Genomic DNA, 19,384 nt, shown 5'->3' with positions numbered 1-19,384 from the left:
CGAGTACCCATGCCATGCACAACAACGACAACAAGTGGAATGCGCGCTACGAATACACGGCCGTCGCCATGCTCGCCCTGGGCTTCGGCCTGGTCGGCCTGGACCGCTTCATCATCCTGCCGCTGTTCCCGGTGATGATGAGCGAGCTGAACCTGGACTATCAGGACCTGGGCAACATCTCGGCGGTCCTCGCCATCGCCTGGGGGATTTCCTCGATCTTCATGGGCCGGCTGTCCGACCATATCGGCCGGCGCAAGGTGCTGATCCCCGCGGTGCTGCTGTTCTCCCTGCTGGCCGGGCTGTCCGGGCTGGCCAACGGCGTCGCCGCGCTGCTGCTGATCCGCGCGGTGATGGGCGTCTCCGAGGGCGCCTTCACACCCACCGCCATCGCCGCCACCGCAGAGTCCTCGCACCCGTCGCGGCGCGGGCTGAACATCGGCATCCAGCAGGCCTTCTTCCCGATCCTCGGCCTGGGCCTGGCGCCGATCCTCGCCACCCAGCTGCTGCTGGTGCTGCCGTCCTGGCGCTGGGTGTTCGTGGTGGTGTCGCTGCCCGGCTTCCTGCTCGCCTGGTTCATGTACCGCCGCCTGCGCGAGACCCGCGCGCCGGCGGCCGCCGAGGCGCCCCAGGAGCAGGGCCGCTGGCTGGACGCGCTACGCTACCGCAACGTGCCGCTGAACATCCTCGGCATGTTCTGCATGCTCACCAGCCTGTTCGTGCTCAGCGTGATGATGCCCAACTACCTCACCGACTACCTGCACCTGGGCGTGCAGCAGATGGGCTTCGTCATGTCCGCCATCGGCCTGGGCGGCTTCATCGGCCAGCTGGTGCTGCCGGGGCTTTCCGACCGCCTGGGACGCAAGCCGGTGGTGCTGGGCAGCTTCGTCGCCACCGGTGCCTGCATCTGGCTGCTGATGCACACCGGGGCCGAGCCGCTGACGCTGTTCGCGCTGCTGTTCCTCACCACCTTCTTCAACTTCAGCATGATCTGCATGACCGTCGGCCCGCTCACCGGCGAGTCGGTGCCGCTGCCCCTGGTGTCCACCGCCACCGGGCTGGTGGTGGGCATCGGCGAGGTGTTCGGCGGCGGCGTGGCGCCGGCCCTGGCCGGCTACATCGCCCAGCACCACGGCATCCAGTACACCCTCTACCTGGCCCTGGGCGGCGTGGCGCTCGGCGTTGCCGCCGCCAGCCTGCTGCGCGAGACCGCGCCGCTGCGACGCAAGGCGCCGGTCGGGCAGGCCGGAGACGTGGCCTGAAGCCGCTGGCCGTTACCGCCGACAGGATGTCGGCAGGGCGGAGCCGGGCCCACCGTCCCGGCTTCGTCCGCGTCATGCGCGGGATGCGCATGCCATCGCCGGCGCCATCCGCGCCGGCCGATGTTCCTTCCCTCGCGCAGGGCCTGGGCGGCGCCGGTCACGAGCCGGCGCCGCCCGGTGCCACCTGATGTAGTATCGGCATTCCCACGCCCGCGACGACGAACCCTTCATGATCGACATCCACAACGTCACCGCCTTCCAGCAGCAGACCCGCGTGCTCGACGGCTTTTCCCTGCACATCGGCGATGGCGAGAAGGTCGCCATCCTCGGCCCCAACGGCGCCGGCAAGAGCACCCTGCTCAAGCTGATCAGCCGCGAGCTGTACCCGGTGGAGCGCGAGGGCAGCCACCTGCGGCTGTTCGGCAGCGACACCGTCAACCTCTGGGACCTGCGCAGCCGCATCGGCTTCATCTCCCAGGACCTGCAGGACGACTACACACCCTACACCCAGGCCCTGGACGTGGTGGTCTCCGGCTTCTTCGGCTCGATCGGCGCCCACGGCCACCTGCAGCCCAGCGACGAGCAACTGGAGCAGGCCCGCGCGCTGCTGGCGGTGGTGGAGATGGCCGGCCACGAGCGGACCATGTTCCAGCGCCTGTCCACCGGGCAGAAGCGCCGCCTGCTGCTGGCCCGCGCGCTGGTCCACCGGCCGCGCGCGCTGATCCTCGACGAGCCGGCCAACGGTCTGGACATGGGCGCCAGCCTGGGCATGCTCAAGCTGCTGCGGCGCTTCTGCGGCGAGGCGCACGCCATGATCATCACCACCCACCACATCGACGAGGTCATCCCCGAGATCGAGCGCGTGGTGCTGCTGGACAAGGGCCGCATCGTCGCCGACGGGCCCAAGGCCGAGGTGCTGACCAGCGCCCGGTTGTCCGACCTCTACCAGACCGAGCTGCGCATCGACGAGCAGGACGGCTGGTACCGCTGCTGGCACGCCTGAAGCCGGCATCCCGATTCCCCTGACCCACCGGAGTAGAAACCCATGAAAGCCGCCATCGTCCATGCCTTCGACCAGCCGCCGCGCTACGGCGAGTTCGAGGCGCAGCCAGCCGCCGCCGGCGAGGTGCTGGTGCGCGTGCGCGCCGCCGCCCTCAGCCAACTGGTGCGCGCCCAGGCCAGCGGCAAGCACTACAGCAGCCCCCGGAGCCTGCCGGCGGTGCCCGGCGTCGACGGCGTGGGCCTGCTGGAAGACGGCACCCGCGTGTACTTCGCCTTCCCCCGCGCGCCCCACGGCGCCATGGCCGAGACCGTGGCGGTGGACGCGCGCTACTGCGTGGCGGTGCCCGACGGCATCGACGACATCACCGCCGCGGCCATCGCCAACCCCGGCATGTCGTCCTGGGCGGCGCTGCAGGAACGCGCGCACTTCAAGCCCGGCGAAAGCGTGCTGGTCAACGGCGCCGCCGGCACCTCCGGGCGCCTGGCCATCCAGGTGGCCAGGCACCTGGGTGCCTCGCGGGTGATCGCCACCGCGCGCAACCCGGCGGTGGAGGCGGAGCTGCGCGCCCTGGGCGCGGACCAGTTCATCCGCCTGGACCAGCCGGCCGAGCAGCTGACCGCCGAGCTGCGCGAGGAAATCCAGGGCCGCGGCATCGACGTGGTGCTGGACTACCTGTGGGGCCCGCCGGCGGCCTGCATCCTCGACGCCGCGGCCAGCCACGGCAGCGGCGAAGCCTCGCCGCGCCTGCGCTTCGTCAACATCGGCTCGCTCGCCGGGGCGAGCCTGCCGCTGAACGCCGGCGCGCTGCGCAGCTCCGGCCTGGAGCTGCTCGGCAGCGGCCTGGGCAGCGTCTCCAACGAAGGCCTGGTGCAGGTGATCGGCCAGTTGCTGCGGGCCATCGAGCCGGCCGGGCTGAAGGTGGACGCCGAGGCGGTGCCGCTGAGCGAGGTCGAGTCGGCCTGGCAGCGCAGCGCCGCCGAGCGCATCGTCTTCACCCTGTGATCGGGTAGCCGCGGGGGAGGAATACCCTGCCTCCCGGTAACCTGTAGGAGCGGGCCCTGCCCGCGATTTCGCGCGCAGGGCGCGCTCCTACATTGGAATGGCGAGGGTGGGCAGTGTAGGAGCGGATCTCATCCGCGAATCGCGCCGGGACGACCGGCTATCGCGGACAAGGTCCGCTCCTACGCCCGTGCTTCCTGGAACCGTAGGGGCGGACTCCGTCCGCGATTCGGGCTTCCGGAAGCGTAGGGCGAATAACCGTTCGCGGTTATCCGCCGATACACCGAGGCCATGGCCGTGTGCCCAGGCCAACCCTGGAGCGTCGTAGGATGGCGTTGAGCGAAGCGATACCCATCGCCATGGCCGCATGGGTTTCGCAGGCTCAACCCATCCTACGAAAAGCGTTTCGGCGCAGCCGGCAAGACAGCTACTCCTGCGACGGAGGCTCCCGGGAGCGTAGGGCGAATAACCGTTCGCGGTTATCCGCCGATACGCCGAGGCCATGGCCGTGTGCCCAGGCCAACCCTGGCGCGTCGTAGGATGGCGTTGAGCGAAGCGATACCCATCGCCATGGCCGCATGGGTTTCGCCAAGGCTCAACCCATCCTACGAAAAGCGCTTCGGCGTAGTCGGCAAGACTGTGATCAGCGCTTCCCATCGGCAGGCACGTACACCACCCCGGCCATCAGCCGGGCGATCGCAAAGGTCGACCAGTACGACAACCGCGGCGAGCTGCGACGGGTTTGACCTCTTGCACTTTTTAAGGTAATCACCTTAGGCGTGGGGCTCGTTGCGCCGCCCGCCGTGCCTTTGCGCATGGCCTGGGTGCGCAGCGGCGCCGTATGGCGAACGATCCTGAGGAGGATGCCGCGTTGTCGAAACTGGCCAGCTATTACAACAACAAGATCGCCGTGGTCACCGGCGCCGGCTCGGGTATCGGCCGGGCCATCGCCCAGCGCCTGGGCGCGCTGGGCGCCCGGGTGTACTGCACCGACGTCGATGGCGCGGCGGCGCAGCGCGTCGCCGAGGGGTTGCCCAATGCCGCCGGCGAGGCGCTGGACGTCACCGACGCCGCGGCGCTGGCGGCCTTCGCCGAGCGCGTGTATGCCCGCGAGGGCAGGGTGGACCTGCTGTTCAACAATGCCGGCGTCGGCCATGCCGGGCGGGTGGAGGACACCGAGCTGGCCGACTGGCGCTGGGTCTTCGAGGTCAACCTGATGGGCGTGGTGCACGGCATCCACGCCTTCCTGCCGCGCATGCTGGCGCAGCCCGGGCGCGGGCACATCGTCAACACCGCCTCCGGCGCCGGGCTGATCCCGATGCCGCGCACCGCGCCCTACTGCGCCTCCAAGCACGCGGTGGTCGGGCTGTCGCAGTCGCTGGCGGCGGAACTGGCCGGGCGCAACGTCGACGTCACCATCCTCTGCCCGGGCACCATCGACACCGCCATCATCCGCAACACCCGCATGCGCGGGGCCGGCGCCGAGCAGCGGCAGTCGCGGGCCGTCGAGTACTACGCGCGGCGCGGCGTGTCGCCCGACCGGGTGGCGGCGGACGTGCTCACGGACATCAGCAAGGGGCGGCTGTTCTGCGTCACCCCGCGCAGCGAGGTGGGCGTCGGCTGGCTGCTGCAGCGCCTGTCGCCGCGGCTGATGCAGCGGATCATGCGGGCGCGCATGGACAAGGTGGAGGCCACGGACTGAGACGCCGGGCGCGGGGCCGGCGAGCGGCCCCGCGCGTCACTCGGCCGGGTCGCCGGCGGCCGCGCGGACGTCGCGCGAGCGCACCAGGTAGGGCTCGAACAGCGCCGCCATCTGGTTGTAGCCCCAGTTCAGGTGCTTGCGGGTGACGCGCACGATGCCGTGCCGCGAGTGCAGGTATTCGATCCAGTAGGTGGAGACGATCCAGGCGTTCTCCAGCAGCGCCTCGATCTGCTCCTCGCGCAGGTTCATGCGCCCGCTGCCGATCATCGCCAGCAGCTTGGCGCGGCCGTGGGCCTGGACCTCGTCGGAGAGCGTCTGCAGGCGCGGGCGCAGGCTGGGGTCGAGGGCGAACAGGGTCATGCTGTCGCGGTAGAAGAAGCGCCATTCCCACATCAGCTGGAACCACAGGTGCAGGTCGTCCTGCTGCGAGGCCACGCGCAGCTGCTCGGCGGCGAACTGCTCGAACAGCTCGCTGACGATGTCGGCCTTCTTCTTGAAGTAGTAGTACAGGTTGCCCTCGTTGATGCCCACCGCCTCGGCGATGGCCGCGGTGGTCACGGCGGCCACGCCGCTGGTGTTGAACAGCTTGCGGCACGTGACCAGGATGCGCTCCCGGGTGTTCTGGCGCTTCATGGGCTTCACCTGTTCGGCGGTTGACATTGTAAGGTGTTCACCTTAGATTCGGTTTTAAGGTGCCTACCTTAAAGCAGGCGCCGGAGTTTTTGCATCTTAGCGACGCTTCACCGCATAAAAAAGCATCCCCCGGCGGCGTCGGGGGTACGACAACAGCGTGGAGATCCAGATGTCGGTCGAGCATTTCGATGTACTGGTGGTGGGCGCCGGGCTGTCCGGCATAGGCGCCGGCTACCACCTGAAGACGCGTTGCCCGGAGCGCAGCCTGGCGATCCTGGAGGCGCGCGAATCCATCGGCGGCACCTGGGACCTGTTCCGCTACCCCGGCGTGCGCTCGGACTCGGACATGTTCACCCTGGGCTATGCCTTCCGCCCCTGGAAGGCCGGCAAGGCCATCGCCGACGGCGCCAGCATCCTCGAATACATCCGCGACACCGCGCGGGAGTTCGGCATCGACCGGCACATCCGCTTCGGCCACCGCATCGTCTCGGCGGCCTGGTCGTCGCAGCATGCGCTGTGGCAGCTGCAGGTCGAGGTGGGCGGCCAGCTGCGCGGCTTCACCTGCAACTTCCTCTACCTGTGCAGCGGCTACTACCGCTACGACGCCGGCCACCTGCCGGCGTTCCCCGGCATCGAGCGCTTCAAGGGGCGCCTGGTGCACCCCCAGCAATGGCCGCAGGACCTCGACTACCAGGGCAAGCGCATCGTGGTGGTGGGCAGCGGCGCCACCGCCGTGACCCTGGTGCCGAGCCTGGCCGGCGAGGCGGCCCACGTCACCATGCTGCAGCGCTCGCCGTCTTACGTGCTGTCGCTGCCGGACACCGATGCCCTGGCCGACGGCCTGCGCAAGCTGCTGCCGGAGAAACTGGCGCACAAGCTGGTGCGCGCCAAGAACGTGCTGCTGAGCCTGTTCCTCTACCGCCTCTGCCGGCACCGCCCGAACCTGGCCAAGCGCCTGATCCGCAGCGGCATGCGCCGCTACCTGGGCGAGGGCTTTCCCCTCGACCCGCACTTCGCACCCAGCTACCAGCCCTGGGACCAGCGCCTGTGCCTGGTGCCCAACGGCGACCTGTTCCGCGCCCTGCGCAAGGGCAGCGCCTCCATCGTCACCGACCGCATCGAGGGTTTCAGCGAGCACGGCGTGCGCCTGGCCTCGGGCCAGGAGCTGGCGGCGGACATCCTGGTCGCCGCCACCGGCCTGGAGCTGGTGCCTTGCGGCGGCATCCGCTTCGAGGTCGACGGGCGCCCGGTCGCGGTGGGCGACACCTACAGCTACAAGGGCCTGATGATGTCCGGGCTGCCCAACGCGGCGGTCTGCGTCGGCTACACCCACCTGTCCTGGACGCTGCGCGCGGACCTCGCCTCCCTCTACGTCTGCCGCTTGCTGCGCTACATGGCGCGCAAGGGCTACAGCCACTGCGTAGCCCAGGCGGACGACCCGCGGATGCCCGCCGCGCCGCTGCTGGACCTGCAGTCCGGCTACATCCTGCGCGCCGCGCCGCTGTTCCCCAAGCAGGGCCCGGGCGCGCCCTGGCGGCAGAAGCAGAGCTACCTGGGCGACCTGCTGGACATGCGTTTCGGTCGCCTGGCCCAGCGCAACCTGAAGTTCCACCGCACCACGCCGGCCGGGGAGGCCCTGCAACCCGGCACCTGAGCCGCGCCGCTGCAGCTTCCCGTGACGATGATCAGGGCCGGCGCCACAGCCGGGCCCGCTACCAGACTGCGAAGGAACGACCATGGCCTTTATCGAACGTGAAACCCCCGGCGCCGGCGATGCGGCGCAGATCGCCGAACTGCAGCGGCTGCTCGCCGCCCAGCGCCGCGCCTTCCTCGCCGAGCCGATGCCCAGCCTGGCCCAGCGCCTGGCGCTGCTCGGCACCCTGGCGAGCATGCTGCTGGCCAACCGCACGCGCATCCAGGAGGCCATCGCCAGCGACTTCGGCAGCCACCCGAAGCAGTTCGCCGACCTGGTCGAGTGCCTGGGCGTGGCGGGGCGCGCGCAGTACGTCGCCGAGCACCTGGTGAGCTGGATGAAGCCCCAGGCGCGGCCCATGGACCCGGCCCTGTACGGCAGCGCCAAGGCCTACGTGGTGGCGCAGCCCAAGGGCGTGGTCGGCAACATGGCGCCGTGGAACTTCCCCTTCGACATCGGCCTGGGCCCGGTGGTGGAGATGCTCGCCGCCGGCAACCGGGTGATCGTCAAGCCCTCCGACCTGGCCCCGGCCTGCAGCGAGCTGCTGCTGGAGATGCTCGCCAGCCACTTCGACGCCGAGCAGCTCGCCGCGGTGGCCGGCGGCCTCGACCTGGCCCGGGCCTTCGCCGAACAGCCCTGGGACCACCTGATGTACACCGGCAGCACCGAGGTCGGCCGCCAGGTGGCGGTGGCCGCGGCGCACAACCTGGTGCCGGTGACCCTGGAGCTGGGCGGCAAGTGCCCGGCGATCATCGCCCCCGGCGGCCTGGACGAGGCCGCGGTGGAGCAGATCGTCGGCTGCAAGACCATCAAGAACGGGCAGATGTGCGTGACCGTGGACTACGTGCTGGTCCACGAGGACGACCGCGAGCGTTTCGTCCGGATGGTCGGCGCGCTGCTGGACAGCCGCCTGCCGGGCTACGCCAGCCGCGCCGACACCACCGGCATCATCAACCCGCGGCACCTGCAGCGCCTGCTCGGCTACCTCGACGACGCCCGCGCCAGGGGCGCCAGCCTGGTGCAGTTCGGCGGCGAGGCGCAGCCGCAGGCGCGGCGCCTGCCCTTCACCCTGGCCCTGGACGTGGACGACGGCATGCAGCTGATGCAGCGGGAGATCTTCGGTCCGATCCTGCCGGTGCTCACCTACCGCGAGCTGGACCAGGCCATCGCCTACGTCAACGCCCACGAGCGGCCGCTGGGCATCTACGTGTTCTCGGCCCACCCGGCCAGCGCCCACCGGGTGCTCGGCCGCACCGTTTCCGGCGGCGCCTGCATCAACTGCGCGGCGCTGCAGGCCGCGGTGCCCGGCCTGCCGTTCGGCGGCATCGGCAAGAGCGGCAGCGGGCGCCAGCACGGCCATGAAGGATTCCTGGAGTTTTCCAACCTGCGCTCGGTGGTCGAGCGCGGTCAGGACGACCGGGTACGCGCCATGTTCGCCCCCTACGGCGAACTGGCCGACGCCCTGATCGCCGCTGCCGTCGGCGGTTGAGGGGGAGGGGGTTCGCGCCGGCCCGGCGGGCCGCGCGGCACATGCCAACCCCGCCGCGGCCGGGCCGCGGCGGACGTGGATCGAGTCATCCATCAAGGAGCGCCAAATGATAAGAACAATAAGGTTCGCCGGCTTCAGCACGAAGGTACTGGCGGTGGTGGTGGGCGTCGGCGTCAGTGCCGAGGCCTCGGCGGTCAATTTCAACATCGGCGAGATCCAGGGGCAGTTCGACTCCTCGCTGTCCATCGGCGCCAGCTGGAGCACCCAGAGTCCCAAGCAGGACCTGATCGGCGCGGCCAACGGCGGCCACGGCTTCACCCAGACCAACGACGACGGCCGGCTGAACTTCAAAAAGGGCGAGACCTTCTCGAAGATCTTCAAGGGCATCCACGACCTGGAGCTGAAGTACGGCGACTTCGGCGTCTTCACCCGCGGCAAGTACTGGTACGACTTCGAGCTCAAGGACGAAAGCCGCCAGTGGAAGGACATCGACGACCACGGCCGCAAGGAAGGCGCCAAGTCTTCCGGCGCGCAGCTGCTCGACGCCTTCGGCTACTACAACTACAGCATCGCCGAGAAGCCCGGCAGCGTGCGCCTGGGCAAGCAGGTGGTGAGCTGGGGCGAGAGCACCTTCATCCTCAACTCGATCAACAGCATCAACCCCATCGACGTCGCCGCCTTCCGCCGCCCCGGCGCCGAGATCAAGGAAGGCCTGATCCCGGTGAACATGGCCTTCATCTCCCAGGGCCTGACCGACCAGCTGTCGATGGAAGCCTTCTACCAGCTGGAGTGGGACCAGACCGTCATCGACAACTGCGGCACCTTCTTCTCCACCACCGACGTGGCCGCCGACGGCTGCCGGAGCAACTACAACATCCTCGACCCGGCCTCGGTCGCCGGCCTCAACGCGCCGGCGACCAAGGCCGTGCTCAACTCCCTGGGCGTCACCGTCACCCCCGAGGGCCTGATGGTGCCGCGCGGCGCCGACCGCGACGCGCGCGACTCCGGGCAGTGGGGCCTGGCCCTGCGCTGGCTGGGCGACAACACCGAGTACGGCGCCTACTTCATGAACTACCACAGCCGCACGCCCATCGTCAGCATGCAGAACGCCAACCGCGGCGACATCGGCAATGCCCTGCTGGCGCTTTCCAGCCCGGCCACCGCGGCGCTGGCCCAGCCGATCCTGCTCGGCCGCGGCAGCTACTTCCTCGAATACCCCGAGGACATCCGCCTGTACGGCCTGAGCTTCTCCACCACGCTGCCGACCGGCACCGCCTGGAGCGGCGAGATCAGCTACCGGCCGAACATGCCGCTGCAGACCAACACCACCGACCTCACCCCGTTGCTGGCCACCACCGTGGCCGGCGGCTTCGCCAGCGGCGGCGTGGCCGGCGCGCTGGGGACGGCCGGGCAGGTCAGCCACGGCTACATCCGCAAGGAGGTCACCCAGGCGCAGACCACCTTCACCCAGTTCTTCGACCAGGTGATGGGCGCCGAGCGCCTGACCCTGGTGGGCGAGCTGGGCCTGACCTACGTCGGCGGCATGACCGACGACGTCGGCGAGCGCTACGGCCGCGACGCCGTCTACGGCGTGCCGGAGAACCCGGCGGCGGCCAGCCGCTACGGCAGCCACGGCTTCTACACCTCGTCGTCCTGGGGCTACCGCGCGCGGGCCATCTGGGACTACCCCAACGTCATCGCCGGCATCAACCTCAAGCCCAACCTGGCCTGGTCCCACGACGTCGACGGCTACGGCCCGGTGTTCAACGAGGGCAGCAAGGCCGCCAGCATCGGCCTGGACGCCGACTACCAGAACACCTACACCGCCAGCCTTTCCTACACCAACTTCTTCGGCGGCGATTACAACACCATCAGCGACCGCGACTTCGTCGCGCTCAGCTTCGGCGTGAACTTCTGAGGAGGGAGCCTGCATGAACAAGCCCAAGATACAGTTGCACGGCATCGCCCTGGTCCTGAGCCTGCTGGCGGGCCACGCGCTGGCGGCGGCCACGCCGGACGAGCTGGCCAAGCTCGGCACTTCGCTGACTCCGCTGGGCGCGGAGAAGGCCGGCAACGCCGACGGCAGCATCCCGGCCTGGACCGGCGGCCTCAAGCCCGACGCCGCGCCGGTGACCGCCAATGGCTTCCTCGGCGACCCCTACGCCGGCGAGCAGCCGCTGTTCACCATCACCGCGAAGAACCTCGAGCAGTACCGCGCGCGCCTGTCCGAGGGGCAGCTGGCGATGTTCCAGCGCTACCCGGACAGTTACCGCATGCCGGTGTACACCAGCCACCGCTCCAACGCGGTGCCCGAGGCGATCTACGCGGCGGCGAAGGTCAGCGCCCGGAAGACCCGCCTGATCCCCAGCGGCAACGGCCTGGAAGGCTTCACCGACAGCCGCTACTACGCCTTCCCCATCCCCCACGACGGCCTGGAAGTGGTGTGGAACCACATCACCCGCTACCGCGGCGGCAACCTGCGGCGCCTGTACGTGCAGGCCGCGCCGCAGGTCAACGGCAGCTACAGCCTGGTCAACTTCGAGGACGAGGTGGCCTTCCCCGACAAGATGCCCGACCTGCCGGCGGACACCGCCGCCAACGCGCTGCTGTACTTCAAGCAGCAGATCACCGCGCCGGCGCGCCTGGCCGGCAACGTGCTGCTGGTGCACGACTTCCTCGACCAGGTGAAGCAGCCGCGCATGGCCTGGATCTACAACGCCGGCCAGCGCCGCGTGCGCCGCGCCCCGCAGGTGGCCTACGACGGCCCCGGCACCGCCGCCGACGGCCTGCGAACCTCGGACAACTTCGACATGTACAACGGCGCGCCGGACCGCTACGACTGGAAGCTGATCGGCAAGAAGGAGTTGTACATCCCCTACAACAACTTCCGCCTGGCCGCGCCGACGGTGAAGTACGCCGACATCCTCAAGGCCGGCCACACCAACCCGGAGCTGGCGCGCTACGAACTGCACCGGGTGTGGGTGGTGGAGGCAACGCTGAAGAGCGGCGAGCGCAACATCTACGCCAAGCGCCGCTTCTACCTCGACGAGGACAGCTGGCAGATCGCGATGTCCGACCTCTACGACGGCCGCGGCCAGCTGTGGCGGGTCGGTCGCGCCATGCTGATGCCCTACTACCAGCGCGAAGTGCCGGCCTATGCCTTCGAGGAACTCGACGACCTGATCGCCGGACGTTACATCGTCACCGGCCTGAGCAACGAGGAGAAGACCTTCGTGCAGTTCGACCTCAAGGCCTCGCCGGCCGACTTCACCCCCTCGGCGCTGCGCAGCACCGGGGTGCGCTGAAACCCGGCCACCGCCCTGTGCGCGTGAGCGGGCAGGGCGGTGGCGCCTTGCTCGCCAGCGTGGCGTTCAGGCCTGGCCGGCGCCAAGATCCGCCACTACCAGGTCGACGAAGCTGCGCAGCTTCGGCGGCATGCGTCGGTCGCTGGCGTACAGCAGGTGCACCGGCCGCGCCGGCATCTGCAGCTGGGGGAACAGCCGCACCAGGCTGCCCCGGCGCAGGTCTTCGGCGAGCATCGCCTCGGCGCCGAGGAGGATGCCCAAGCCGTCGCGCGCCGCGGCTCGCTGGGCGCGCGCGTCGTTGACCTGGAAGCGGCTGCCGCGGGAGAAGTACTGCAGGCTTTCGCTGTCGAGCATCAGCCAGTCGCTGGCCGCCGCGGGCGACTGGAAGGTGAAGCCCAGGCACTGGTGCCGGGCCAGCTCGGCCGGGGCATGTGGCGTGCCGTGCTCGGCCAGGTAGTCCGGCGAGGCGCAGGCCACCAGCCGGTAGGGCGCCAGCGGCCGGGCCACCAGGCTGGAGTCGCCCAGGGTGCCAATGCGGATGACCGCCTCGAAGCCGTCGTCGATCAGGTCCACCAGGCGGTCGTTGAGCGACAGTTCCACCTGCACCTCGGGGTGCGTGCGCAGGTAGCGGCCGAGCAGCGGCAGCAGGCAGTAGGTGCCGTAGGTCACCGGGGCGCTGATGCGCAGGCGCCCGCGCGGCACCGCGCTGTGGTTCAGGGCCAGGGCGTCGGCCGCTTCCGCCTCGGCCAGCACCAGCTTGCAGCGTTCGTAGTACTGCTGGCCGACCTCGGTGAGGCTCTGCCGGCGGGTGGTGCGGTTGAGCAGCTTGACGCCCAGGCGCTCCTCCAGTGCGCCGACGTGCTTGCCGACCATCTGCGAGGACATGCCCAGGGCCGCGCCGGCGGCGGAGAAGGAGCCGCTGTCGGCGGCCTTGACGAATACCGCCATGCTTTGCAGACGATCCATGATTCAAAACTCGCGATTCAAAACCAATGGTTTCGGCACTTGCAAATGGAGGCCGATTTTTCCGCCTCCAGGTTTCAAATAGCATCCTGGCTTCCGGGTTGGCTGGCAAGCGCCAGCCGCCCCCCACCGAGAATGGACAACGGGAGACAGGCGATGCGTATCGGAATCATCGGGGCGGGCTTCATCGGCCGCGCCCTGGCAGAACTGGGCGTGAAGAACGGCTACGAGGTGATGCTCAGCAACTCCCGTGGCCCGCACACATTGACCAGCACCATGATCGCCCTGGGCTGCCGGATCGGCAGCGTGGAGCAGGCCGCCAGCTTCGGCGACCTGTTGCTGCTGGCCATCCCCTTCGGCCGCTACCGCGAGCTGCCGGCCCAGGCCTTCGCCGGCAAGATCGTGCTGGACGCCAACAACTACTACCCGCAGCGCGACGGCCAGTTCGCCGAGCTGGACAGCCAGGCGACCACCACCAGCGAACTGCTGGCGCAGCACCTGCAAGGCGCCCGCGTGGTCAAGGCCTTCAACGCCATCCTCGAACGCGACCTGGTGGCCGACGCGCGGCCCGCCGGCGCCGCCGACCGCCGCGCGCTGCCGATCGCCGGGGACGATGCGCAGGCCAAGCAGGCGGCCGCTGAACTGCACGAGCGCTTCGGCTACGACGTGGTCGACGCCGGCCCCCTGGCCGAGGGCTGGCGTTTCGAACGCGCGCGCCCGGCCTACTGCCGGCGCCTGGACAGCGCCGGCCTGCGCGCCGCGCTGGCCGATACCGGGCCCAACCAGGCCGAAGGCGCCTGGCGCAGCTGACGCGGCGCGGGGGAGGGCTCTGGCGCGGGGGATTCTGGTTTGCCACGAGTGACTCCGATAGTATGGGCGGCATGCCCAAGAGTCCCTCCGCACCGCCCGCCGCCAGGCCCTCCCGGCCTGTTTCGCCGCAGGAAAAGATCGCTTTCGTACCGCTGCCCAGCTGGATCCAGGCAGCGGCGCGCTGCGGTTTCGCCATCGACCCCATCCTCCGCGAGATCGGCGTGCGGGTGGATGGCATCCGCCTCAACGAGGTCAGCATCAGCCTGGCCCAGTCCAGCCGGCTGATCGAGGCCTGCGTCGCCCGCTCCGAGGCGGCCAGGGCGCGTGGCGAGCATTTCCCCTTCGTCTTCGGCGAGTCCTTCGCCTTCGGCTCGATCCCCGAGATCGAGACCTACCTGGCCACCTGCACCACGCTGCGCAAGGCGCTGCGCGCGCTGGACTGGGTCAGCGAGCTGATGAGCCAGAGCCTGCGCATGACCCTGCACGAAAGCAGCCGCTACGCCCAGCTGCGCATCGACCTGGGCGACTACCAGGCCTGGCCGGCGCCGACGCGCTACTTCACCGAGGCCTGGCTGGCCTCGATGCTGCGCTTCACCCGCACGCTGATCGGCCGCAACGCCGTGGAACGCGTGCTGGTGCGCCATGCCGCGCCGGAGTATGGCGAACTCTATGCCCGCCACTTCGCTGCCGAAGTGCGTTTCGAGCAGCCCTGCAACGCCATCGTGCTGCCCCGCGAACTGCTCGACCAGCCGCTGTTCGGCGCCTTGCCCGAGCTGCATCGGCAGGCCGAGGTGAGCATCGAGCAACGGGTTTCCCGGCTGACCTCGCAGGTGGGCATCAGCGGCCAGCTGGAACGGCTCTTCGGCGAGCGCCCGGCCTTGCTCAGCCTGGGCATCGAGGGCAGCGCCGAGGAACTCGGCATGCAGGTGCGCACCCTGCAGCGGCGCCTGCGGAGCGAGGGCGAGAGCTTCGCCGCGCTGCAGGCGCGCCTGCGCTTCCGCCAGGCCAGCAAGCTGCTGCGCGAAACCGACCTGGACCTGGACAGCATCAGCGAGCGCCTCGGTTTCTCCGAACGGCGCGCCTTCACCCGGGCCTTCAGCCGCTGGGCCGGCATGTCGCCCAGCGTCTTCCGGCGTTCGCAGAAGGGCTGAGGGCCCGGCTGGCAGCGACCGCCTTCGACTGTCGTCTTCGGTCCCCTGGGCGTCGCGGGCGGTCCTAGTTGCGCCCCGGGCCTGGCCCTATCGTTCTGCCACACCCCCGCCGGCCAGGCGGGCGGTGCCAGAACAATAAGAGGCCCAGCCTCAGGAGCGCCGAATGACAAGAACAAATCGGCAGGCCAACCTTGCGTCGCAGGTACTGACCTTCTCGGTCGTACTGGGATTGGCCGCCCCCGCCCATGCCTACAACTTCACCCTCGGCGAGATCGAAGGCCAGCTCGACTCCTCGCTTTCCTTCGGCGCCAGCTGGGGGACCTCGAAAATCGACAGGAACCTGGTCGGCATCAACAACGGCGGGCGCGGCCCGACCGCCACCGGCGACGACGGCCGCCTCAACTTCAAGCGCGGCGAAACCTTCTCGAAGATCTTCAAGGGCATCCACGACCTGGAGCTGAAGTACGGCGACTACGGTGCGCTGCTGCGCGGCCGCTACTGGTACGACTTCGAACTCAAGGACGAAAACCGGCCCTGGAAGGACATCGACGACCACGGCCGCGACGAGGGCGCCAAGGCCTCCGGCGGCGAAATCCTCGACGCCTTCGTCTACCGCAACTACGACATCGGCGGGCAGCCCGGCGCGGTGCGCCTGGGCAAGCAGGTGGTGAGCTGGGGCGAGAGCACCTTCATCGCCAACGGCATCAACGCCATCAACCCGGTGGACGTTTCCGCCCTGCGCCGCCCCGGCGCCGAGGTCAAGGAAGCGCTGATCCCGGTGAACATGCTCTCGCTGTCGCAGAGCCTCGGCGACTCGCTGAGCGTCGACGGCTTCTACCAGCTGGAATGGCAGAAGACCGTGGTCGACAACTGCGGCACCTTCTTCTCCAGCTCCGATGTGGTGGCCAAGGGCTGCAACGACAACAACCGCGTCGGCTCGCCGGCCATCGCGCCCCTGGAGCCCCTGGCGCGGGCCTTCGGCATCGGCTTCGACGTCGACGCCGAGGGCGTCGCCATCCCCCGCGGCAAGGACCGCGAGGCGCGCGACTCCGGGCAGTGGGGCCTGGCCCTGCGCTGGCAGACCGACAACGTCGAGTACGGCGGCTACTTCATCAACTACCACAGCCGCACGCCGTTCCTCTCCACCCGGACGCCCAGCGGCCTGCTCGCGGTGGCCGCCAACCCGGCCTTCAACGCTGCCGCAGGGCCCCTGGCCGGCGGCCTGCTGCAGAGCGCCGCGCTGGGCACCGGCCAGTATTTTCTCGAATACCCGGAAAACATCCGCCTCTACGGCCTGAGCTTCGCCACCACGCTGCCCACCGGCACCGCCTGGAGCGGCGAGATCAGCTACCGGCCCAACGCGCCGCTGCAGATCAACACCACCGACCTGCCGCGGGCGCTGCTCAACCCCATCAGCGGCGGCCTCGCCTCGCCAACCATCCCCACCAGCGAGGGCGCCTACAACCAGGGCTACCGGCGCAAGGAGATCACCCAACTGCAGACCACCTTCACCCACTTCTTCGACCAGGTGATGGGCGCCGAGCGCCTGACCCTGGTGGGCGAGGTGGCCTACGACCACGTCGGCGGCCTGGAGAGCACCCACGACCTGCGCTACGGCCGCGACCCCAACTTCGGCAGCGTCGACGACCCGGCGCAGCGCGCCGAGTTCGGCACCGCCGGCTTCGTCACCCGCGACTCCTGGGGCTACCGCGTGCGCGCGCTGTGGGACTACAACAACGTGTTCGCCGGGGTGAACCTCAAGCCCAACCTGGCCTGGTCCCAGGACGTCGACGGCTACGGCCCCAACGGGCAGTTCAACCAGGGCGCCAAGGCCGCCAGCGTCGGCCTGGACGCGGACTACCTGAATACCTATACGGCCAGCCTTTCCTACACCAACTTCTTCGACGGCAAGTACAACACCCAGGGCGATCGCGACTTCCTTGCGCTCAGCTTCGGCGTGAACTTCTGAGGAGCCACAGATGCGTGCAACAACCCGATGGTTCGCTTCCCTGACCCTTTCCCTGCTGGCCACCAGCGTGCTGGCCGCGGCCACCCCCGACGAGGCCGCCAAACTCGGTAGCAGCCTCACCCCGCTGGGCGCGGAGAAGGCCGGCAACGCCGACGGCAGCATCCCGGCATGGACCGGCGGCCTGCCGACCGATGCCGCGCCGATCGCCGCCGGCGGCTTCGTCGGCGACCCCTATGCCGGCGAGAAGCCGCTGTTCGTGATCACCGCGCAGAACCTGCAGCAGTACCGCGGCAAACTCACCGAGGGCCAGTTGGCGCTGTTCCAGCGCTACCCGGACAGCTACCGCATCCCGGTGTACAGCAGCCACCGCAGCGCGGCGCTGCCGCAGAAGATCTACGACCTGGCCAAGGTCAGCGCCCAGCGCACCAGGCTGGTGGAGGGCGGCAGCGGCCTGGCCGACTTCACCGACAGCCGCTATTACGCCTTCCCCATCCCGCACAACGGCCTGGAGGTGATCTGGAACCACATCACCCGCTACCGCGGCGGCACCTTGCGGCGCTCCATCGTGCAGGCGGCGCCGCAGACCAATGGCGAATACAGCCTGGTCAACTTCGAGGACGAGATCGCCATGCCCGACGGCCTGCCCGACCTGCCGGCGGACAAGGCGGCCAACCTGCTCTTCTACTACAAGCAGAAGGTCACCGCGCCGGCGCGCCTGGCCGGCAACGTGTCGCTGGTGGCCGAGACCATCGACCAGGTCAAGGAGCCGCGCCTGGCCTGGGTCTACAACGCCGGCCAGCGCCGCGTGCGGCGCGCCCCGCAGATCGCCTACGACGGCCCCGGCACCGCCGCCGACGGCCTGCGCACCTCGGACAACCTGGACATGTTCAACGGCGCGCCGGACCGCTACGAGTGGAAGCTGCTGGGCAAGCGGGAAATCTACATTCCCTACAACAACTATCGGCTGGCCTCGCCGCAGCTGAAATACGCCGACATCCTCAAGCCCGGGCACATCAACCAGGACCTGACGCGCTACGAGCTGCACCGCGTGTGGGTGGTGGAAGCGAGCCTGAAGAGCGGCGAGCGCAACATCTACGCCAAGCGCCGCTTCTACCTCGACGAGGACAGCTGGCAGATCGCCGAGTCGGAGCTCTACGACGGCCGCGGCCAGCTCTGGCGGGTGGGCGAGGCGCAGTTGTACCAGCAGTACGACAAGCAGATCCCGGTGTACGCCCTGGAAGCCTTGTATGACCTGATCGCCGGGCGCTACATCGCCATCGGCCTGGGCAACGAGGAAAAGGCGCCTGTGCAATACGGGATCGAGCTTTCTTCCAGTGACTTCAGTACAGCAGCACTGCGCAACGACGGCGTGCGCTAAGGGAGGCGATATGTTTCTGAGTATCCAGCAGGCCCGCGAACTGGCCGAAGCCGGCATGCGCGGTTGCGGCCACAGCGCCGAAGAGGCGAGGGTGATCGCCGACCACCTGATCGACTGCGAACTGCGCGGGCTGTCCTATGGCGGCCTGCCGCGGGCGCTGTCGATCATCGAGCGGATCGCCGCCAGCCCCACGCCGCCGCGGCCGATCCGTATCGAGCGGGAAAGCGCGGTGTCGGCGGCCATCGACGGCGGCGACCAGGTCGGCTACCTGGTCGCCCAGCGCGCCACCGACCTGGCCATCGCCAAGGCCCGCGACAGCGGCGTGGCCGTGGTCGGCGCCCGCCAGACCTGGTACACGGGGATGTTCTCCTACTACCTGGAACAGGTCACCGGCGCCGGCTTCGCCGGCATGATCGCCGGCAGCGGCGGGCACATAGTGGCGCCCCACGGCGGCACCGAAAAGCGCTTCGGCACCAACCCCATCGCCTTCGGCTTCCCCACCCCGACGGCGCCGATGATCTGGGACATCGGCACCTCCAGCGTGATGCTCGCCGAGGTGCTGCTGAAGCTGCGCCTGGGCGAGCAGCTGGCGCCGGGCCTGGCCTTCGACGGGCAAGGCCAGCCGACCCGCGAACCGGCCGAAGCCCTGGCCGGCGCCTTCAGCGTCTGGGGCGGCCACAAGGGCTCGGGCCTGGCGCTGGTGGTGCAACTGCTGGGCATGCTCTGCGGCGCCGCGGCGGCCCCCGAGGGGCTGCGCGACTGCGGCTTCTTCCTGCTGGTGGTGGATCCCGGGTTGTTCGGCGAGCGCGAGGCGTTCCGGCAGAGGGTGGGCGAGTATCTGGAAAGCCTGCGGGCGACTCGTCCGCTGGAGGAAGGTAGGCCGGTGAGGGTGCCGTTCGAGCGGTCGGCGGCGGAGCGTGAGCGGCGGCTGGCGGAGGGGCGTGTCGAGGTGGAGGAGGTGGTGTATCAGGCTCTGGTGAAGGTCGCTGGGACTGGAGGGTGAGGGAAGGGGAGCATGGTTTGGCGCTGG

The 19,384-nt window shown here is 69.5% G+C and carries 15 protein-coding genes; 13 read left to right on the top strand and 2 right to left on the bottom strand.

Features of this window, described 5'->3' with window-relative positions:
* The first annotated feature begins 14 nt into the window (after positions 1 to 14).
* The 4 genes from PcP3B5_RS18150 (at position 15) to PcP3B5_RS18135 (ending at position 4,963) form a co-directional block, all read left to right on the top strand.
* Positions 15 to 1,259: an MFS transporter gene (locus tag PcP3B5_RS18150; protein ID WP_061562053.1), complete on the top strand. Its 1,245-nt coding sequence runs from the start codon at positions 15 to 17 to the stop codon at positions 1,257 to 1,259.
* Positions 1,260 to 1,488: 229 nt separating this feature from the next.
* Positions 1,489 to 2,262 carry an ABC transporter ATP-binding protein gene (locus tag PcP3B5_RS18145; RefSeq protein ID WP_043318384.1) on the top strand — a complete coding sequence of 258 codons (774 nt, stop codon included), beginning with the start codon at positions 1,489 to 1,491 and terminating at the stop codon, positions 2,260 to 2,262.
* 42 nt (positions 2,263 to 2,304) lie between these two features.
* The gene (locus tag PcP3B5_RS18140; RefSeq protein WP_061562052.1) at positions 2,305 to 3,264 is read left to right on the top strand and encodes a quinone oxidoreductase family protein; all 960 of its coding nucleotides are present in this window, start codon (positions 2,305 to 2,307) and stop codon (positions 3,262 to 3,264) included.
* Between the two features lie 868 nt (positions 3,265 to 4,132).
* A complete protein-coding gene (locus tag PcP3B5_RS18135) occupies positions 4,133 to 4,963 on the top strand; it encodes an SDR family NAD(P)-dependent oxidoreductase (RefSeq protein ID WP_160336935.1) in 831 nt (276 codons plus the stop codon).
* 36 nt (positions 4,964 to 4,999) lie between these two features.
* On the opposite strand, the gene PcP3B5_RS18130 is transcribed toward PcP3B5_RS18135, so the two are convergent.
* Positions 5,000 to 5,596: a TetR/AcrR family transcriptional regulator gene (locus tag PcP3B5_RS18130; protein WP_061562051.1), complete on the bottom strand. Its 597-nt coding sequence runs from the start codon at positions 5,594 to 5,596 to the stop codon at positions 5,000 to 5,002.
* A gap of 169 nt (positions 5,597 to 5,765) precedes the next feature.
* Between PcP3B5_RS18130 and PcP3B5_RS18125 the strand changes: the two genes are divergently transcribed.
* From PcP3B5_RS18125 to PcP3B5_RS18110, 4 genes are all read left to right on the top strand, one after another.
* The gene (locus tag PcP3B5_RS18125; protein ID WP_061562050.1) at positions 5,766 to 7,250 is read left to right on the top strand and encodes a flavin-containing monooxygenase; all 1,485 of its coding nucleotides are present in this window, start codon (positions 5,766 to 5,768) and stop codon (positions 7,248 to 7,250) included.
* Between the two features lie 82 nt (positions 7,251 to 7,332).
* A complete protein-coding gene (locus PcP3B5_RS18120) occupies positions 7,333 to 8,778 on the top strand; it encodes an aldehyde dehydrogenase family protein (RefSeq protein ID WP_061562049.1) in 1,446 nt (481 codons plus the stop codon).
* Between the two features lie 106 nt (positions 8,779 to 8,884).
* Complete coding sequence (locus tag PcP3B5_RS18115; RefSeq protein ID WP_061562048.1) at positions 8,885 to 10,696, top strand: DUF1302 domain-containing protein; 1,812 nt, start codon at positions 8,885 to 8,887, stop codon at positions 10,694 to 10,696.
* Positions 10,697 to 10,709: 13 nt separating this feature from the next.
* Positions 10,710 to 12,083 (top strand): DUF1329 domain-containing protein, encoded by a 1,374-nt coding sequence (locus PcP3B5_RS18110; protein WP_009623036.1) that lies wholly within the window; start codon positions 10,710 to 10,712, stop codon positions 12,081 to 12,083.
* 66 nt (positions 12,084 to 12,149) lie between these two features.
* On the opposite strand, the gene PcP3B5_RS18105 is transcribed toward PcP3B5_RS18110, so the two are convergent.
* Entirely contained in the window at positions 12,150 to 13,049 is a 900-nt protein-coding gene (locus PcP3B5_RS18105; protein ID WP_061562047.1) for a LysR family transcriptional regulator, read from the bottom strand.
* Positions 13,050 to 13,202: 153 nt separating this feature from the next.
* On the opposite strand from PcP3B5_RS18105, the gene PcP3B5_RS18100 reads away from it, so the two are divergent.
* The 5 genes from PcP3B5_RS18100 to PcP3B5_RS18080 all read left to right on the top strand — a co-directional run bounded on the left by PcP3B5_RS18100 (position 13,203) and on the right by PcP3B5_RS18080 (position 19,357).
* Positions 13,203 to 13,856 carry an NADPH-dependent F420 reductase gene (locus tag PcP3B5_RS18100; protein ID WP_009623032.1) on the top strand — a complete coding sequence of 218 codons (654 nt, stop codon included), beginning with the start codon at positions 13,203 to 13,205 and terminating at the stop codon, positions 13,854 to 13,856.
* Positions 13,857 to 13,927: 71 nt separating this feature from the next.
* The gene (locus PcP3B5_RS18095) at positions 13,928 to 15,007 is read left to right on the top strand and encodes an AraC family transcriptional regulator (protein ID WP_160329418.1); all 1,080 of its coding nucleotides are present in this window, start codon (positions 13,928 to 13,930) and stop codon (positions 15,005 to 15,007) included.
* Positions 15,008 to 15,170: 163 nt separating this feature from the next.
* Positions 15,171 to 16,976, top strand: coding sequence for a DUF1302 domain-containing protein (locus PcP3B5_RS18090; protein ID WP_043272007.1), 1,806 nt, complete (start codon positions 15,171 to 15,173; stop codon positions 16,974 to 16,976).
* A 10-nt stretch (positions 16,977 to 16,986) separates the two neighbouring features.
* Positions 16,987 to 18,354, top strand: a complete 1,368-nt coding sequence (locus PcP3B5_RS18085) for a DUF1329 domain-containing protein (RefSeq protein ID WP_009623028.1) — start codon at positions 16,987 to 16,989, stop codon at positions 18,352 to 18,354.
* Between the two features lie 10 nt (positions 18,355 to 18,364).
* Complete coding sequence (locus PcP3B5_RS18080; RefSeq protein ID WP_061562046.1) at positions 18,365 to 19,357, top strand: Ldh family oxidoreductase; 993 nt, start codon at positions 18,365 to 18,367, stop codon at positions 19,355 to 19,357.
* Positions 19,358 to 19,384: the final 27 nt, after the last annotated feature.

Origin of the sequence: Pseudomonas citronellolis, assembly GCF_001586155.1 — a bacterium.
Taxonomy (GTDB): Bacteria; Pseudomonadota; Gammaproteobacteria; order Pseudomonadales; family Pseudomonadaceae; genus Pseudomonas; species Pseudomonas citronellolis.
This window is presented reverse-complemented; position numbering and strand designations above follow the sequence as displayed.

Coding starts and splice junctions, on each gene's coding strand:
- PcP3B5_RS18130 (WP_061562051.1), bottom strand. CDS start 5,596: ATGAAGCGCCAGAACACCCGGGAGCGCATCCTGGTCACGTGCCGCAAG.
- PcP3B5_RS18115 (WP_061562048.1), top strand. CDS start 8,885: ATGATAAGAACAATAAGGTTCGCCGGCTTCAGCACGAAGGTACTGGCG.
- PcP3B5_RS18145 (WP_043318384.1), top strand. CDS start 1,489: ATGATCGACATCCACAACGTCACCGCCTTCCAGCAGCAGACCCGCGTG.
- PcP3B5_RS18090 (WP_043272007.1), top strand. CDS start 15,171: ATGACAAGAACAAATCGGCAGGCCAACCTTGCGTCGCAGGTACTGACC.
- PcP3B5_RS18110 (WP_009623036.1), top strand. CDS start 10,710: ATGAACAAGCCCAAGATACAGTTGCACGGCATCGCCCTGGTCCTGAGC.
- PcP3B5_RS18140 (WP_061562052.1), top strand. CDS start 2,305: ATGAAAGCCGCCATCGTCCATGCCTTCGACCAGCCGCCGCGCTACGGC.
- PcP3B5_RS18120 (WP_061562049.1), top strand. CDS start 7,333: ATGGCCTTTATCGAACGTGAAACCCCCGGCGCCGGCGATGCGGCGCAG.
- PcP3B5_RS18125 (WP_061562050.1), top strand. CDS start 5,766: ATGTCGGTCGAGCATTTCGATGTACTGGTGGTGGGCGCCGGGCTGTCC.
- PcP3B5_RS18085 (WP_009623028.1), top strand. CDS start 16,987: ATGCGTGCAACAACCCGATGGTTCGCTTCCCTGACCCTTTCCCTGCTG.
- PcP3B5_RS18150 (WP_061562053.1), top strand. CDS start 15: ATGCACAACAACGACAACAAGTGGAATGCGCGCTACGAATACACGGCC.
- PcP3B5_RS18105 (WP_061562047.1), bottom strand. CDS start 13,049: ATGGATCGTCTGCAAAGCATGGCGGTATTCGTCAAGGCCGCCGACAGC.
- PcP3B5_RS18095 (WP_160329418.1), top strand. CDS start 13,928: ATGCCCAAGAGTCCCTCCGCACCGCCCGCCGCCAGGCCCTCCCGGCCT.
- PcP3B5_RS18080 (WP_061562046.1), top strand. CDS start 18,365: ATGTTTCTGAGTATCCAGCAGGCCCGCGAACTGGCCGAAGCCGGCATG.
- PcP3B5_RS18100 (WP_009623032.1), top strand. CDS start 13,203: ATGCGTATCGGAATCATCGGGGCGGGCTTCATCGGCCGCGCCCTGGCA.